This is a genomic window from Helicobacter pylori HUP-B14, from assembly GCF_000259235.1.
GTDB classification, from domain to species: domain Bacteria; phylum Campylobacterota; class Campylobacteria; order Campylobacterales; family Helicobacteraceae; genus Helicobacter; species Helicobacter pylori_CU.
In genome coordinates this window covers 265,240-281,603 of record NC_017733.1, presented here as the reverse complement: position 1 = coordinate 281,603, position 16,364 = coordinate 265,240, and the positions used below count along the sequence as shown (strand labels likewise).

At 38.9% G+C, this 16,364-nt stretch carries 17 protein-coding genes and 1 pseudogene; 1 reads left to right on the top strand and 17 read right to left on the bottom strand.

The features are described 5' to 3' along the window. Nucleotides 1–2: 2 nt before the first annotated feature. Nucleotides 3–1,439, bottom strand: coding sequence for a COG3400 family protein (locus HPB14_RS01400; RefSeq protein ID WP_000717198.1), 1,437 nt, complete (start codon nt 1,437–1,439; stop codon nt 3–5). 56 nt (nt 1,440–1,495) lie between these two features. Here HPB14_RS01400 and tgt point away from each other — a divergent pair, with 56 nt between their 5' ends. Continuing rightward, the gene (gene tgt, locus HPB14_RS01395; protein WP_000347456.1) at nt 1,496–2,611 is read left to right on the top strand and encodes a tRNA guanosine(34) transglycosylase Tgt; all 1,116 of its coding nucleotides are present in this window, start codon (nt 1,496–1,498) and stop codon (nt 2,609–2,611) included. Between the two features lie 243 nt (nt 2,612–2,854). On the opposite strand, the gene HPB14_RS01390 is transcribed toward tgt, so the two are convergent. From HPB14_RS01390 to HPB14_RS01315, 16 genes and pseudogenes are all read right to left on the bottom strand, one after another. Further along, nucleotides 2,855–3,841: a lipid A biosynthesis lauroyl acyltransferase gene (locus HPB14_RS01390; RefSeq protein WP_000221247.1), complete on the bottom strand. Its 987-nt coding sequence runs from the start codon at nt 3,839–3,841 to the stop codon at nt 2,855–2,857. Then, entirely contained in the window at nt 3,838–4,860 is a 1,023-nt protein-coding gene (waaC, locus tag HPB14_RS01385; RefSeq protein ID WP_000684665.1) for a lipopolysaccharide heptosyltransferase I, read from the bottom strand. Before waaC ends, HPB14_RS01390 begins: the two co-directional genes overlap by 4 nt. Continuing rightward, nucleotides 4,857–6,311, bottom strand: coding sequence for a Ppx/GppA family phosphatase (locus HPB14_RS01380; RefSeq protein WP_001074247.1), 1,455 nt, complete (start codon nt 6,309–6,311; stop codon nt 4,857–4,859). Before HPB14_RS01380 ends, waaC begins: the two co-directional genes overlap by 4 nt. A gap of 9 nt (nt 6,312–6,320) precedes the next feature. Continuing rightward, a complete protein-coding gene (locus tag HPB14_RS01375) occupies nt 6,321–6,575 on the bottom strand; it encodes a YfhL family 4Fe-4S dicluster ferredoxin (RefSeq protein WP_000055463.1) in 255 nt (84 codons plus the stop codon). Nucleotides 6,576–6,631: 56 nt separating this feature from the next. After that, nucleotides 6,632–7,190: pseudogene (locus HPB14_RS01370) on the bottom strand (indole-3-glycerol phosphate synthase). After that, a complete protein-coding gene (locus HPB14_RS01365) occupies nt 7,178–8,470 on the bottom strand; it encodes a tetratricopeptide repeat protein (RefSeq protein ID WP_000354165.1) in 1,293 nt (430 codons plus the stop codon). Before HPB14_RS01365 ends, HPB14_RS01370 begins: the two are co-directional and overlap by 13 nt. Before the next feature lie 35 nt (nt 8,471–8,505). Further along, nucleotides 8,506–8,904: a YkgJ family cysteine cluster protein gene (locus tag HPB14_RS01360; RefSeq protein ID WP_001150552.1), complete on the bottom strand. Its 399-nt coding sequence runs from the start codon at nt 8,902–8,904 to the stop codon at nt 8,506–8,508. 15 nt (nt 8,905–8,919) lie between these two features. After that, nucleotides 8,920–9,459, bottom strand: coding sequence for a hypothetical protein (locus HPB14_RS01355; RefSeq protein WP_000803087.1), 540 nt, complete (start codon nt 9,457–9,459; stop codon nt 8,920–8,922). Further along, nucleotides 9,456–9,989 carry a hypothetical protein gene (locus HPB14_RS01350; RefSeq protein WP_014658422.1) on the bottom strand — a complete coding sequence of 178 codons (534 nt, stop codon included), beginning with the start codon at nt 9,987–9,989 and terminating at the stop codon, nt 9,456–9,458. The genes HPB14_RS01355 and HPB14_RS01350 overlap by 4 nt, the downstream gene beginning before the upstream one ends. Continuing rightward, nucleotides 9,979–10,962 carry a hypothetical protein gene (locus tag HPB14_RS01345; RefSeq protein ID WP_000911893.1) on the bottom strand — a complete coding sequence of 328 codons (984 nt, stop codon included), beginning with the start codon at nt 10,960–10,962 and terminating at the stop codon, nt 9,979–9,981. The genes HPB14_RS01350 and HPB14_RS01345 overlap by 11 nt, the downstream gene beginning before the upstream one ends. Next, nucleotides 10,955–11,608, bottom strand: a complete 654-nt coding sequence (locus HPB14_RS01340; protein WP_000053486.1) for a lysophospholipid acyltransferase family protein — start codon at nt 11,606–11,608, stop codon at nt 10,955–10,957. Before HPB14_RS01340 ends, HPB14_RS01345 begins: the two co-directional genes overlap by 8 nt. Before the next feature lie 38 nt (nt 11,609–11,646). Continuing rightward, nucleotides 11,647–12,960, bottom strand: a complete 1,314-nt coding sequence (gene miaB, locus HPB14_RS01335) for a tRNA (N6-isopentenyl adenosine(37)-C2)-methylthiotransferase MiaB (RefSeq protein WP_000870148.1) — start codon at nt 12,958–12,960, stop codon at nt 11,647–11,649. A gap of 9 nt (nt 12,961–12,969) precedes the next feature. Next, on the bottom strand, nt 12,970–13,212 hold the full coding sequence (locus tag HPB14_RS01330; RefSeq protein WP_000780061.1) for a nuclease: 243 nt from the start codon (nt 13,210–13,212) through the stop codon (nt 12,970–12,972). Nucleotides 13,213–13,272: 60 nt separating this feature from the next. Continuing rightward, nucleotides 13,273–14,499 carry an aminofutalosine deaminase family hydrolase gene (mqnF, locus tag HPB14_RS01325; protein ID WP_001165687.1) on the bottom strand — a complete coding sequence of 409 codons (1,227 nt, stop codon included), beginning with the start codon at nt 14,497–14,499 and terminating at the stop codon, nt 13,273–13,275. Next, nucleotides 14,487–15,620 (bottom strand): amidohydrolase family protein, encoded by a 1,134-nt coding sequence (locus tag HPB14_RS01320; protein WP_000924923.1) that lies wholly within the window; start codon nt 15,618–15,620, stop codon nt 14,487–14,489. The genes mqnF and HPB14_RS01320 overlap by 13 nt, the downstream gene beginning before the upstream one ends. 9 nt (nt 15,621–15,629) lie before the next feature. Further along, complete coding sequence (locus HPB14_RS01315; RefSeq protein WP_014658421.1) at nt 15,630–16,349, bottom strand: cytochrome c biogenesis protein CcdA; 720 nt, start codon at nt 16,347–16,349, stop codon at nt 15,630–15,632. Nucleotides 16,350–16,364: the final 15 nt, after the last annotated feature.

Below are 16,364 nucleotides of genomic sequence, written 5' to 3'. Positions count from 1 at the left end.
TTTCACTCCGCTACAGGGATAAAAATTTGAGGGTGATCATCGTTTAAAAACGCTAATTTTTCCACTTTAGTGGATAAAAACCACAAATAGCGCGTTTGCGTGATACACTCTTCAAAAGGCATGAAATGCAAAATGGGATTTCTTAAAGAATTGAGATACATGATAGGATTTCTAATATCGGTTTGGAAAATCTCAATCTTGCGGTTGAGCGTGTTGGCTAAATTTTCATAATGATTGACAATCTCGTTTTTATAGCGCTTGTTAGGGTCAAAATCATAGAGCAACAAGCCCAAATCCATTTGCATAGACACATCAAAGATCACTGAAGACATGTCCTCATTAATATCCAAGCTTTCATTCAACACCACCACGCTTTGAGAGGTTTTAGACAGGCCAGAAGTGTTGGTTTTATAAACCGGGGTGGCTGTTTTATACAAGGCTCTTCGGTGTTTTTTGGATAAAAAAAGCTCTCTGCCTACCACGATTAGGCCCATTTTTTTCTGGTGGTCTTCATGGAGTTTTTGGATAAAACTTTTCCCATAAAAATCAAAATTCACTTCAATGCTTTCGGTTTCTAGCGATAAAAATTTATGATAAAACTTAGGGCTAGTGGGGTGTAAAACCTGAATGTAGAGCTTGTAGCTCTTTAAATGTTTGTGCAAAAACAAGGCTTGATACACATCGCGCATCATCGCTTTTCTGTTCTGCAAACGCATATCAATGTATAAATAAATGCTCTTACCAAAGGGGGCTGGGAACTGCCCCACATTGCTTTTGACTTGATGGTACACCGCGTTTAAAATTTCCGGATTGCCCGCCACTAAAAGAATGTCTCGTGGCTGGATAACCAAAGATTTAGTGGAGAGCAACAAAACATCGTTGCGATAAAGCCCTACAATCCTGTATTCTTTTTGCCTGATAGAGCCAATATGCCTATAAGCAAAAATGCTCCCAAAAGGCACATCAATCTCCATGATCTCGCCCTTGCCTAACCCAAATTCTCTAGGGGTGCTAGGGATATTAGGCAAACGAGAAATGAATTTATTGGCTAAAACTTCAAATTCATCAATCAAAATAAGCTTTTCATCTTTATTTTCTTCATTATTCTCTAAAGTTTTTTCACCATCTTTTTTCACGCTCAAAACCACGCGCATGCGTTTGAAATGGGTTTGAATGATTTTATGAATGATGCGCTGTTCTTTAAAATCTTGTATGATTAAAAACGCATCGCTCACCTCATCATTTAACACCTGCAAAAGCCTGAAACTAGAAGTCGCATCAAAACAATGAAAAGCGAAAGTGCTCGGGTAGTTTTTAGGGATAAGGCTCTCATCTTTGACAACCACTATATAAAAATTATGATTAGAATAATGCCTTAGCACCAAGTCTAAAAAATTTTTTGCTACAATGCCATCTAAAATAAGGGCGATTTTCTTCAATTCCAAACTTCCTAAAAAATGATTACGCCATTATATCCAAGATTAAGGCTTAAACGATGGATTTTCAACTCCAAGCTGTTGATGATAACGCGCGAGCTGGCGTTTTGAATTTAGCTCATTCTCAAGTAGAGACACCCGTTTTCATGCCCGTAGGCACGCAAGGCTGCATCAAATCTTTAGACGCTACAGATGCGCAAGAAATTTTAGGCGCTAAACTCATTTTAGCCAACACCTATCACATGTATTTAAGGCCGGGCGAGAAAGTGGTTGAACAATTAGGGGGTTTGCATCGTTTCGCTCAATTTCATGGGAGTTTTTTAACCGATAGCGGAGGGTTTCAAGCCTTCAGTTTGAGCGATAATGTCAAATTGCAAGAAGACGGGATCATTTTTAAATCCCATATTGATGGGAGCAAGCATCTATTCACGCCCGCTAAAGTTTTGGACATTCAATATTCTTTGAATAGCGATATTATGATGGTTTTAGACGATTTAGTGGGCTTGCCCGCTCCCTTAAAACGCCTTGAAGAATCCATTAAAAGAAGCGCTAAATGGGCGAATCTCAGCCTAGAATACCACAAAGAAAAAAACCGCCCCAACAACAACCTTTTTGCCATTATCCAGGGCGGGACGCATCTGAAAATGCGCAGCCTTAGCGTGGGATTAACGCATGAGGGTTTTGATGGCTATGCTATAGGCGGTTTAGCGGTGGGGGAAAGCGCTGATGAAATGCTAGAAACCATCGCGCACACCGCCCCCTTGCTCCCCAAAGACAAGCCTCGCTACTTAATGGGCGTAGGCACGCCTGAAAATATCCTAGACGCTATCAGTTTAGGGGTGGATATGTTTGATTGCGTGATGCCCACTAGAAACGCCAGAAACGCCACCCTTTTCACGCATTCTGGCAAAATTTCTATCAAAAACGCGCCCTATAAATTGGATAATACCCCTATTGAAGAAAATTGTGCATGTTATGCTTGCAAGCGTTATTCTAAAGCCTATTTGCACCATCTCTTTAGGGCTAAAGAACTCATCTACGCTCGTTTAGCCAGCTTGCACAATTTGCATTTTTATTTAGAGCTGGTTAAAAACGCCAGAAATGCCATTTTAGAAAAGCGGTTTTTGAATTTTAAAAAAGAATTTTTAGAAAAATACCACTCTTGTTCGCATTGAGTGGTATAACTAAAACTTTTTAACTTTTTTAAAAAATGGGATTTTTAACTTTATTTTTATAGTAAAACTCATTTTCTTAAGGGGATAGGGGGGTATTTTGAAATAATTCTCCCCCTTAAAATCCCCCTAACCCAAGAATACCGCCTTAAGAAATTATCGTTTGATTAAAATCAAGCTCTTTACTATTTATTTTTAAAAAATGCATTTTAGCATTTTTTAATTTTTATCATTCCACTCAAAACCCTATCTTTGATAAATTTCAGGGTGGGTGCTTTTAAAACGCCTGTGGAACCAAAAATAACTTTCCGGATGGTTTCTAATCACCTCTTCGCACAAACTCGCTTGGGCTTGCGTGCATTCTAAAATATCGTTTTGCGCGTTGTCAGTGATTTGAGAGCGGATACTTGGGTAATAGGTCGCTGTGTAATGCGAATAATCGTCATTAAAATCAATGAATACCGGCTGGATGTCTATATTGTAGCGGCGCGATAAAATAGAGGCGATCGTGGTGTGCGTAGCGTCTTTATTAAAGAATTTCACCACCACCCCATCTTTAGGCACGACACTTTGATCCACTAAAATCCCCACAAGGCCATTGCCTTGATTATACATTTTAATGAGTTCTTTCATCGCTCCTATTTTATTGACAAAACGCACCCCAAACGCCTCTCGCCTGCTCATGATCATGTGATTGATAGGGGCAAATTTAGTCAAACGCCCCAAACACCCCCTACCATAATTTTCATAATATTGCGCTAAAGTCGTGCCTACCGCTTCCCAATAGCCAAAATGCATGCATAAAGTGATCGCTTGGCCTTCCTTGTTTAAAGATTTCCACACATTTTCTTCATTGATGAGCGTGAAACGAGCGTCGTATTCATCTTTAGGGATAAAGATCACTCTAATGGTTTCTAAAATAATGAAAGCAAAATTTTCATACCCCTTTTTAATGATTCGTTTTTTCTCTTCTTCGCTTTTAGAATCCCCAAACACAAAATCCAAATTGGCTTTAGCGTCAAAATAACGGCGCCTATCAAAGGTTTTCATCAGCCACGCTAAAGCCTTAATGCACCTCAAAAACCAAAAATGAGGCATTTTAGCCAACATAAACCCTAGAATATTCACTAAAGATTCCACGATAAGAATACTCAAAATGCATAATTCCGTTTTCAAACCCCTGTCGTCTTTGTTCAATATTTTTTCGTGTATGAGTCGTTCTTTATAAGTCATTCTTTTTCCTTTAAAACGTTTAAAACGCATTCTTTGATTTTTTTAGGATCTATGTTTTGGATAGAAAAATCCTTTTTATGATAGCTGGCGTTTGAATTACCGGTGAGCGAAACATTGATCGGGCTTTCTAATTTAAAACGCTCCATGGGCGTGTTGCCATAAAGGGTGATGCTGGCTTTTTGCAACGCCCATGCTAAATGCGTGATACCCGTATCGCCCCCAATAATCACATCCATTTTAAAGAGCAACGCCTTAACCTCGTTTAAGGTGAGTTTAGGGAGCAATAACACATCGCACTGGTGTTTTAAAGCATGATAAAGCGTAATGGCTTTCTCTTCATCAGCATGCCACAACAAGCAAATTTGAAAATTTTCTAACATTAACGCTAATTCTTTAAAACGCTCTGTGGGGTAAGTTTTATTGATTTTAGAAGTTTCTAAAACAAAAAGGATTTTTGGTTTATTTTCATTCAAGTTTAATGCGTTGATTTTTGGAGAAGGCTGGTAAGAAAACGCTTTAGCCCTAGAGCTTAAACCCTGTGAAATTTCTTTTGAAATTTCTTTTTTGGGCAAGTTTAGGGCTTGAGAAAGGAGCGTGAAATTGCGCTTTAAAATAGGCTCATCATAAGCGATAGAGACTTTTTGCGAGTAAAAAAACGCGCTCAAACCCTCCCTAGCCGAAGCGTAATCAAAGCCGACTTTTTTAGGGGCTTTTAACATTTGAGTGATGAGAGCGGATTTGACTAGGCCTTGCATGTCAATGATTATATCGTATTCATAAGCCCTTAAATTTTTAAAAAGTTTGAAAATCTTCAAAGGGTTAAAGGTTTTGAGCGTGCTTTTTAAAGCGATGGGGTGTAATTTATCAATATAAGGGGAATGCTCTAAAATCGCGCCAAATCTTTCATCCACGAACCATTCTATTTGAGCGTCAGTGAAACGCTCTTTAATCAGTGCTAAAAATACCGCGCTCACGATAATATCTCCGAGCGCTGAAAGCCTGACGATCGCTATTTTCAAGCAAACTCTATCGTCAAAGGAATGGGCTTAACGAGTTTGGGGAGCATCTCTTTAGCCAAGTAAAGCGTATCATTGGAATGGATCACAAGCTTGTTTTTTTCTAGCGTGTATTTTAGATGATGGCTGTCTGTTAAGCACAAATTTTCGGCTAAAGAAAGGATAAAGCTCAGCCATTGTAAGGTTAAAAGGCTTGGCATCATCGCGCTAATGTGGGCGATAGCGTTGTCTTTAGGGATTTTTTTATGGCTGAATTGCGCCAATAAGCAAATGACCGCTCTATCCTGGTGGCTAAAGCCATAACTCAAAGCGTTTAAAATGAAATACGCACTGTGCTTGTGGGCTAAATAGACGCTTAAAATCTTACCCATGCTCGCTAATTCCCCAGCAATCTTTAAATGGAAAAGGTATTTTTCATCTATTTTATGCAAAGGCGATAAGGCTTCAAACAATTTCACGCATTCTTTTTTGACTTTTTGGCTGTGCTTTTCATGGGGCAAAAAGCGATCTTTTAAAGAGATGAGAGAGGGGTTGATATTGGGGGGGAATTTATGGTAATGGTTTCGTAATAAATCGCTCAAAAACACGCCTTCTCTCACTCCTACCCCACTAGTGATCATCAAAGAAGTTTTTAAATGCTCCAAAACGACTGATAAAATCAACGCCCCACTCCTGATACTATCCAAACGCTCTTCATTCACCCCTAAAAGCCGTAATTGATCTTCTTTGAGCATGACGATTTTTTCAATGAACGCTAAATTTTTATGCGCATCTATTTCATAGCCATGCAAAGAATCAATAGGGTAACAAAAGCGTTTCATCAATACCTTACTCAACGCTCTAATCGTCCCCCCCACCCCAAAGGCATTTTTGTGCTTAAAGGGCAGTTTAGAGACTTCTTTTTGGATAAAGGCTTTAGCCAATTTGACATCTAAGGCTTTGTCTAAAAACATTTCTTTAATGCGGATCGTCCCAACATCAAGCGAGATTAAATCCTTAATCTTGCCTTTTTCAATCAACGCGCACTCGGTGCTACCCCCTCCAATATCTATCGTGATCCCTGAATTTTTATGCAACAAATTCGCACACGCGATCCCACCATAGAGCGCTTCTTTTTGCCCATCAATGATTTTGATTTGCAAACCACAAGCCTTTTTCACCCTCGCTACAAACTCTAACCGATTAGGGGCATCGCGCACCGCTGAGGTCGCTACGCACAAGATTTTTTTGCTTTTGTATTTGAGGGCGATTTCTTTAAATTCGCTCAAGGCTTTAGTGGCTCTTTGCATGGGGATTTCTTGTAAGATTCCATTAAACGCATAACAACCCTCTGAAATCCTAACCTTAGACTTAGTCTCAAAAAGCAAGTAAAACCCAAACTGGCTCGTCTTTTTAAAGACTGCCAAACGCACTGAATTAGAGCCTATATCAATCACGGTTGTGATTTTAGCCATTGCTAGCCTTTAATCTTGCTCTTTTAAGCTTTCATATTTGTATTTCAATTCCTCTTTGCTCTCTGCATTGTTAGGATCCGGTAAAATCGCATCTACAGGGCATACGCTCACGCAACGAGGCTCATCATCATCATACCCGTAACACTCTGTGCATCTGTCTGGATCAATATTATAAATGGGATCGCCCTCTTCAATCGCCTCACTAGGGCATTCTTCTCTGCAAGCATCGCACGCAATACATTCATCATTCACCAATAATGACATGACTAACTCCTTTTAAAAAGTTTGAATACGATTTTTACTCTAAATTAGCTTAAAATTCAATCTAAAAAGACTATTTTTTTTTTGATTATAAGAATAGGGGCTATTTTCTAGCACGCCTAAAACCCCTAAATCTTTTAAATGGGTGTAGTCTTGTTTGTGGGTTTCTACAAACACGCCTAAGCCCAAACGCCAAGAAAATTCTACCATGCCCTTTAAATCTTCTTTCAAAAGCTCTTCATCTAAAATGACCCCATCAGAGCCTTGAACAAGGGATTCTAAAAGCTGGTAATGGCTGATGAAAAGATCCTGATGGACAATCAAAGAGTTCGCATGGCGGCGCAATAACCCTAAAACTTCTAAATCAAACACGCTTGGCACACCTATTTCGTATAATCCTTTGAAATTGACAATGACGCAATCGGTGTGGGTGTTTTCTTTCAAAAGCTTTTCTAAAACCTCATCAGGGGTTACAAAAACACAATCTTTGGTTTGAGGAATGACTCTAGGCAAGTAAGGGTTATACGACAGGCTTTTACCCAGCATTTCATAAGAAAGCATGCCCTCTTTTAAGGCTAAGCTTTTTTGTAAATTTTCTAAAATCCCTATTTCTTGCATTCTTGAATGATCTTATTGTGTTCTTTCAATTCGGGTTCGGCTTGGATAGACTCTTTAGCGATGCTAGAAAAAATTTTTTTAGCCTCCAAGCAATTCCCTAACTTGTAATAACCCCATGCTAAAGAATCCAAATAAAGCACTGAGTTAGAATCCAACGCTAAGGCTTTCCTCACAAGATCCATACCCCTTTTAATGTCCATGTCATAATCTATTAAGGAATACCCTAAGAAATTATAGAAGAAAGCGTCTTGCGCGTCCTCTTTATCTTTAGTTTTAGCGAGGATTTGCTGGCGCTCTTTGGTGGCTTGCTCTAATTTTTGAATAATGGGCAGCATCTCTTCTTTGGTGAGTTTTTTCTTATTCGCGCTCAAGCTTTCATAATGATAAATCGCCTCTAAGCCTAAGAATTTAGGGTCTTTTCTTTCTTGATAGATTAAAGAAGCCTGTTTGGAAGCTTGATCGAATTTTTTTTGTGCGGTGTATAAGTCTAGCAATAAGCGCCTGTCAAAGGGGAATAATTCTGCGATTTTCTGGGCCTTATCAAACTCTTTTAACAAGATTAATACCCCTATGTAAAATTGGGCGTTTTGAACAATAGGGTTTTTTTCATACAAACGAGCGAAAGTTGTTTTAGCCAAATCAAGCTCGTTAAATTGCGTGAAGGTGTTGAGCGCTTTTTGGCACAATTGCTCTGAGCAACCATACCTGTCTATATGAGATTGCAACAAATCCAAGCCTTCTTTTTTGCGGTTTTGCAAAAAATAGATCGTAATGAGTTTTTCTAGGCTGTCTTCATCATGCACTTGGTTATAAAACTTATTCAACAACGGGAAAGCCTTATCCAAACGCTTTTGAGTCAAATACAAAGTCCCTAACACATTGTCTGTGGCTATGGTCTTTTCTTCTTTACGGATTTTGTGTAATAGTTCAATCGCCTTATCAATCTGCCCCATTTGCGCATAGCCATCCACTAAAATCTTATTGATAGAAACATCGTTACGATTATTGGTGATTTTTTGATAGAGCATGGCTAAATGCATAGCGGTTTTAATGTCCCCTAAACTCGCCGCTGAAATGGCCGCTTCTTTAGCATACACCACTTTATTGGTTTGCTTGTAAAGATTCATATACCCTTTTTGAGCGGCGGCAAAATCCCCTCTATGGAAAGCGTCTGAACTCAATAGGATTTGATGGTCTTCTGAAAGGGTTTCAGCCTTAAGGTAAAACAAGCTAAAAAGCAATATATTTGCTAAAAATCTTTTCTTTATTGGAATATCCATTATTTTATTTCCTTTTTGTGTCACTATAATGAATTTTAGCGCACTTTAGTTTCTTTGGTTTTTTGTGTGATGCCCGGACAGCTTTGGCAAAAAGCCTTTTTTTGCTCTTTAGAGAAAGTTTTCACGCTCTCCCAAAAAGGAAAAGTTTGGCATTGTTTAGGGCGCACACTATAAATCTGGCATTTTTTTGTCTCCAAATCCAAAAACACGCACGCCAAACCCAACTCTTTAGCGTCTTTTTCTAGTAAAGAGAACTTATACCCCACCTTTTTAACGTATTTTTGACTGAATTCTTCTAATTCTAATTTTAAAAAAGCGCTAATTTGTTGCATTTCTTGGATATTCAAAAAAATATACCCGCTTTCCCCCACGCAACACTTTGCCCCACAACCCTCGCATGCCTTAGAATTAAAACTGAAATCAAAATCTTGCATTAAACTACCCCTATCCTATTGGAGATCAATACTCACGCTAAATTGCACCAACAGCCCTTCATCATCTTTAGAAATTTTTAAGGGCAATTGGCTTTGAGCGCTCGGTAAATACTTGTTGATTAGGGTGAAAAAAAGATAGGTCTTTTCTAATTCGCTCGCTCTGGCCATGATAAAAAATTGGGTTTTTTGGGAGGGATTTTGAGAGAGCAAGGGTTTGATTTTATAGGCGTCAAAACATTTTTTTAAGATCTTTTCTAAGATCCGCCTGGACTCTTCATCATTAAAAATCTTTAACAAAGATTCGCTGGTCTCTTTTTGATTGCGATAGTTTGCTAGAGCTGTTTCAAAATGCCTTTGCGCGTATTCTAAAACGCTTTTTTTACGATTTTCTTCTAAAAGGATTTTTTTTAATTCTAACATGTTAGGCCATAGAAAATACTCGGTATTGAGCCAACCCAATAAGGAAAAAACCCCTAAAAAAATAAGGTTTTTAATGATAAAACCCACATCGCCTGATTGCTCTCTGTCCAGGTGTGAAAAATGCAATGGTTTCATTTAATAGACTCCGGGTTTTTTATCAGTAAGGAATTAGAAAAGTTGGTGGAAACAAAATTAAACCACCCGTCGCTTAAGGGGAAAAATTCCGCCCTAGAATAATCAAACATGGGGTTTAGTTTGTTTTGAAACAAAAAATAAAAGGCTTCTTTAGAAGGTGTTTTACCACTAACCACCACGCTTTGCTGGTCTATTTCAATGCTATTAATAGTGATGGAATCCGGCACAATATTCAAAAGCCCTTGCAAAACATCTCGTATATCATCGTTATAATTCAAACGCTTTTTAGCTTCTTTAATGAGTTTTAAGGTTTCATCAGTCTTTAACTGCAAGCGGCTGATTTCATGACGGTAAAGCTTTTCTTGGATCGTCAAACTGGATGCGTTGTCTTGAGCGCTTTTAATAGCGTTGTGCATAAACCACACTAACCCCACTATCACCACAAAAGATAAAAAAATGTAAAAAACCCAAATTTTAGAAAGCTTGCTGATAAGGTATTTCGCTCTTGGCTCAATATAGCTAAAACGCATGCTTTTCATTCTCCATGCGCGCTAAAATGTTCAAGCGCTCCACTAAAGAAAAATCAAGCCTATCCACTTCTATCATCAAAGTTTCTTGCAAATGCATTAACGCTTTGTGGTGGATTTGACAGCTGTCTAAAACAACCACTTTTTCTACAAAGTCTATCTCTCTAGAATGATAGACGCTGCGCAATCCCTCTTGCAAAACATCTGCAATTAAGGGGATATTCGTCATGCCTTCAATCAAACTATAAGCGTCCTCTGTTATTTTTTCGCTATTATCCTTACTGCTGTCTAGGCCTATCGCTTCTTCAAGGCTGTCAATATCTTCTTGGATTTCGCTCAAAAATAAATTCACAGCTTCATTATCCATTCCCATAGAATCTTCTTCTTTGCCCTCTATAAACTCTTCAGGTTGCTCTTCTAAAAACACGGATTTGGCTAAAAAAATCTCTTTTTTATCCGCAATCAAAAAATAAAACCTTGAACGCTCTAAAAGCAGATACAACAACGGCTTGTTTTCTAAATTATCGCGCACAAAATCATAAATAAGGCTAAAAGGCGAAAACAAAAAATCCACATCCTGGATTTTAAAACGCTTGAAATCCTTTAAAAAATCCTTAGATTCCACATAAACGCAATACTTTTGATTGACTTCACAAGCATGATAATCTTGATTTTCTTGTTTGATTTGTTCAAACGCCTGCTTTTCGCATAAAACCTCTTTAGCTTTACTCATCGCGCTAAAATAAGTGTAGGGGTATTTTTGGCTATAAGTTCTGGCGATTTTTAAGGCTTGAATGGGGACTTCGCCGTTTTTTGTTTCCACTTTAGTCTCAAAAGTTTTAAAAAAATTCTCTTTAATGCGGTGGTTTTTGACCCTTAAAATTTGAGTGGATAAAAGATTGTGATCCACATTAAAAGAGATATACACTTGAGAGCAAAACCTCTCTTTAAACGCTTTTTTTAACCCCTTAAGCACCCAAACCCCTTTGAGGTTCTTCAAACCCAACAGAATCCATGCGCGTCTTTAAATATTCTTTAGCCCTTGAAAGTTCCCATTCTTTAGGGATGATTACCGATTCTAGCATGTAATAATGCACTTCGCTAAAAGGCTTAGGGATTTCAAATTGATCCCAAGTGTTCAACCGCCATGCGTTTTTACAAACCACCCGACAAGTGCTAATCCCCACGCCTGATTTTTGAGCTAAAGCGATCACCCCATCCGCTATGCTGTGTCGTGGGCCTTTAGGGCCATCAGGAGTGATAGCGACATCGCAACCTTCTTTCAATCGTTTAAGCCCCTCTATCAAAACCTTAACCCCCCCTTTTTTGCTAGAGCCTCTAATGTTTTTAAAACCAAAGCTTTCAAACAAACCCGCCGCAATAGAGCCATCAAAATGCTGGCTTGCGATCACATAAACAGAAGGTTTTTGAAGCCTTAAATACGCAAACCCGATCATGCCAAGCTCCCCATGCCAACAGCTTACAATAAAGGGTTTTTCTTTTAAATTTTGAGCTAAAAAATAGCGGTTTTTACAAGTTTTATGCAACAACCAAAGGACTCCAAACGCCAAGCGTGGGACAACCTTTAAAATGATATTTTTCCTGAAAAATTTTAAGCTCAATTCTCGCCTTTAAACCCGCTCTTCATTGGTTATTTTGATTAGTTGCCTTTGATGGCCGCTATCAAGCGCCCTTTGGAATGAGAAACAATCTCCACTTTTACAAGCTCGCCCGGATTTCTTTTTTCCTTACAAGTTACTTCAATGAATTTCCCCGTATCGCTGCGCCCTTCAAAACCCACGATTTGATTATCCATTTCACGCCTATTTTCCACCAACACCACATGCGTTTTACCCACTTCCAACTTGGCTTTTTCTTCTAAAATTTCTTTGTGCCTGTTTTGCAACCTCTCTAACCTTGAAGATGAAACCTCTAATGGCACTCTCTCCTTCCAAGCTCCCGCTTCAGTGAAAGGGCGTGGGGAATAAATGAAACTATAGAGCGTGTCAAAGCGCACTTTTTCTAGCACCTCCATTGTGTCTTCAAAATCCTTATCGCTCTCATTAGGAAAGCCCACGATAATATCCGTGCTAATGCCCACTTCAGGCACTAAGGCTTTTAACCTCTCCACCCGATTTAAAAACCACTCTTTACTATAACCTCTTCGCATCATCTTTAACACCGCGCTAGATCCACTCTGTAAGGGCATGTGGATACTCTTACACACTTTAGGGTTTTTGGCAAAGCGTTCTAAAAATACATCATTCATGTGCAAGGGGTGAGGCGAAGTGAATCGTATCCTTTCAATGCCTGAAATTTCGCTCAATTTATCCAACAAATCGCTAAAATCCACTTTCGCATGCTCGCTACTGAAACGAACGCCGTAATTATTCACATTCTGCCCTAAAAGCATGAGCTCTTTAGTGCCGTTATTCGCCAATTTCTCAGCTTCTTTTAAAATCAAATCCATAGGGATAGAAATTTCTTTCCCCCTAGTGTGCGGGACAATGCAATAAGCGCATTTCTTATCGCAACCTATAGAGATGTTTAATAACGATCGGATTTGAGCCTTTTTTTCAAAAAATTCAAACGCATACATGCTTTCATCATAATCAATCGCCACTTCAACGGCCTTTTCTTTATGGATCACTTGAGAGATTTTAGACACATTCCTAGCCCCTAACACAAAGCTCACGCTTGGGGCTTTTTTCAAAATATCCGCTCCCATGTGGCTTGCGGTGCACCCGCAAACCCCGATTTTGGCGTTGGGTTTTTTGATTTTAGCGAATTGACCGATTTCTGAAAACAATTTCCGTTCAGGCTTTTCGCGCACGCTGCAAGTGTTGATTAAAATCAAATCCGCCATTTTAGGGTCGTCAGTCTCTTTGTAATCCAATTTGGATAGTTCGCTTAGTAAATGCTCGCTATCCCTAGAATTCATGGCACAACCCATGGTTTCAATATAAACTTTCAATACAAGCCTTTAAATAATGTGCAATTCATAAAGAAAATCTTTTTCATCAGTGCTGACCCTCACCTCATCTAAATAAGCCGTATGACCTTTTTCTTTGAAAAAATCCACCGCTTTGAGCATGTCTTTATGGGCGTTTGTGGGGGCAAAATAGAAAATAGAACGCTTGTCTTCACTAAATTTGCGGTACAAATCTTCTAATTCCACGCTCTTAGCGTCTGATTTTCTTGTATTCTTGGCTAAAACTAATTTCATTGACTCTTTCCTTAATTGATTTAGATTTCCCATTTTAACGCATTCTGTCTTTAAAACAAATTAGATCACCCTTTTCCCCCCTAAAAACAAGCGCTCCACTTCTTTAGCATGCAATAAAAATTGCAAGATCGCTTGCTCTTTAATGAATTTTTCATTAAAACTAAACACGCTCAAATCCGCCCTCTTATTGGCTTCTATCTCGCCATTATTTAAGGCTAAAGCTTTAGCCCCATGCCTAGTCGCTCCTAAAAGAGCGATCTTAGCTAATTCCAACAACGGCATGTTATGGGTGAGCAAGAACGCTCTTAATTCGTCTAAAAGGCTCAGCGAAATGTTAGAACTCAAGCCATCAGTGGCCACGCTCACGCTCAAACCGGCTTCTTTGGTTCTTTCTAAATCCAACGCTTTCCCACTCAACAAGCGGTTAGAAAAGGGACATGTGATTAAAAAAGCGTTTTTGACTTGAGATTTAATCCTTTTTAACGCTTCTAAAGAAGCGAACTGGTTATGCACAAATAAGGTGTGCGTGTCTTTAAACATGTCAATGTAATCGTTCGCGCCCTTATAGAGCGATTTAAAATGAGACTCTTTTAAAAAATGCTGGTAAAAATTTTCAAACCACCCTTTAGAATTTTCTACCCACTCTAATTCTTCAAGCGATTCTAAAAAATGCGTAGAAAGCAGGCTTTGTGAATCTTTGGCTAATTGGATCACGCTTAAAGCCATGTCTTTTTGGACCGAATAAGGGGCATGCACAGCGAGAGCCGCTTTAAGCTTTGCATCTTCCAAATCTTTTAACTCTTTAAATTTGGCCTCAAACGCCTTTAATTTTTCTAAAGAATAACTGCTCCCTAAAAACTCTAAAAACACGACAGCATTCAAAGGGCTTTCTTTTAACAAATTAACTTCTATCAGGTGGTTAGAAATCGCCCCCACGCTCCCCACCCCGCTTTTTAATTGCGTAATGATAGCGTTTTGGATAGCCCCTTGGCAATTTTCTAAAATCGCCCCCCCATTGTTCAACACGCTCCCTAACCAACTAGAAAAACTCCCGTAATCAAAACTCGCCTTGTTGTTGGAAAATTCAAAATGGGTGTGCGCGTTGATAAAAGCGGGCAACAGAACGGAATTTTCAAAAAACTGCGCCTTTAAGTGGGGGTATTTAAGCGTTAAGCTTTGATAATCGCCTATTTCAACAATCTTTTCATCAAAGACCACGCCACAATCTTCTAACACTTCGCATTTTTCATTACACAAAAAAACTAAAGACGCTCCTATGATTTGCATGCATTCTCCTTAATAAATGTGGTTTGCCCTTTTAAGATCATTCTTTGCACTTCGCCATACAATTCCAAACCATAAAAGGGCGAATTTTGATTACTCACTCTTGTTTGAGCGTTTAGATCTACAATCATCAAATTGGCTAATTGGTTTTCTTTAACCTCGCCTGCATTGAGTTTTAAAAACTTCGCTTGGTTAATCGCCATGACTTTAATGAGCTGTTGGAAACTGATAACCTTTTTTTGAACCAAAAATGTATAAGCCACGCTAAAAGCGTCCTCTATGCTCTCGCACCCAAATGCGCTTTCTTCAAAAAGCTGTGCGTTAGAATTTTTAGAAGCATGAAGGCTTGTGAGCATGGCGATTTCGTTATTTTTTAGAGCTTCTTTTAAGGCGTTTTGACCTTCCTTATCCCTTAAAGGAGGGGCGATTTTAAATCGTGGTTCATAATCTTCATACACGCTCTCATCTAAGATCAAATGGCTTAAGGGCGTTTGGGCTTGTAATTTCGCTCCCAAATCGTTAAAGGCTTTGATGAGTTTGAGTGTGGTGATACTATTCACTTTATCTAAAAGCATGGGGATTTGTAACGCTCTAGAAACTTCCATGAAACGCACCAAGCGCGTGTTTTCAAACGCATTGTCTACAAAATTCTGCCCCAATTCATAGGCTAATTCCCCACTATTTAGGGTTTCAAAAGAATTTTCTAAAGAAATTAAAAGAGGCAAGTTGTAGGATTTGGCGTAGTGGCTGATGAGTTCTAAAAAAGCGTCAGATGGCGCGATTAAAATTTCCCCTCCTTTATTTTTAAGCGTAGCGATGTCGGCTAGTTGGTTGTTTTTAATTGCCATAATATTTTTAATGCCGCTTTGATCGCCATTGAAAATGTTGAGTAACCCTACCCCCCCTTTAAAAGCCTTTTGTTTTAAATTTTCATAACCTTCCAAATTCATAACGCTCAAATCAATGAAGCTTGGCAGCACGAATAATTTTTCGCACTCAATCACTTCTTCGTTGTTGGTAGGGCTTAAGTTTTCTTCAATCTCTGTAATGAGAGAATCTTTTAAGCGGATGTCCGCTCTTTTTAAAACCCAATCATCATAAAACGAAGCATTTTTTAACAGCATCAAACCCTCCTAATTTTGCAAGAAGTTAGTCAGGCTTTCTAAAGAATTTGTCATGATCAATATTCCCATTAAAACAAGCACCAACCCTGAAACGATTTCAATCGCACGGTTGTATTTCTTTAAGGATCTTAAAAACAAAAGCGCTCTTTCTAGCATTAAAGCCACCAATAAAAAAGGGATCGCCAAGCCCATTACAAACACCACCATAAGGATTAAGCCATAAGCGTCCTTACTCGCGCTCATGATCACTATGGAAGTGAATATCGGCCCGATGCATGGCGTCCAACCCAAAGCGAAACTCATGCCCAAAAGAAAGGGGTAAAAGCGTTGCATGCTATTAGATTTGCTCGCCAAACGAACGCTTTGAGTTTTATACAAAAATGCAAAACGGAACACGCCCAAAAAATGCAAACCAAAAAGAATCACAATCCCCCCAGCGATATAATTCACCCAGGAAAACGAAAAGCTATGGATAAGCTTGGCCATAGACATGCCCACGCCCAAAAACACGAGCGAAAACCCTACCACAAACATCAAGGATTTTAAAAAAACCGAAACCCTTTTAGCCTTACCATCTTTAATATCCTCTAAAGAAATTTGAGAAATATAAGACATATACGCCGGGATCAAAGGCAACACGCAAGGGCTTAAAAAAGTTAAAATCCCGGCTAAAAGCGAAGTTAAAAGAGGTGCTGTGTCAAAGAGATTAACAAGCGTGTTATCAAACATCATTCAATCCTTTTT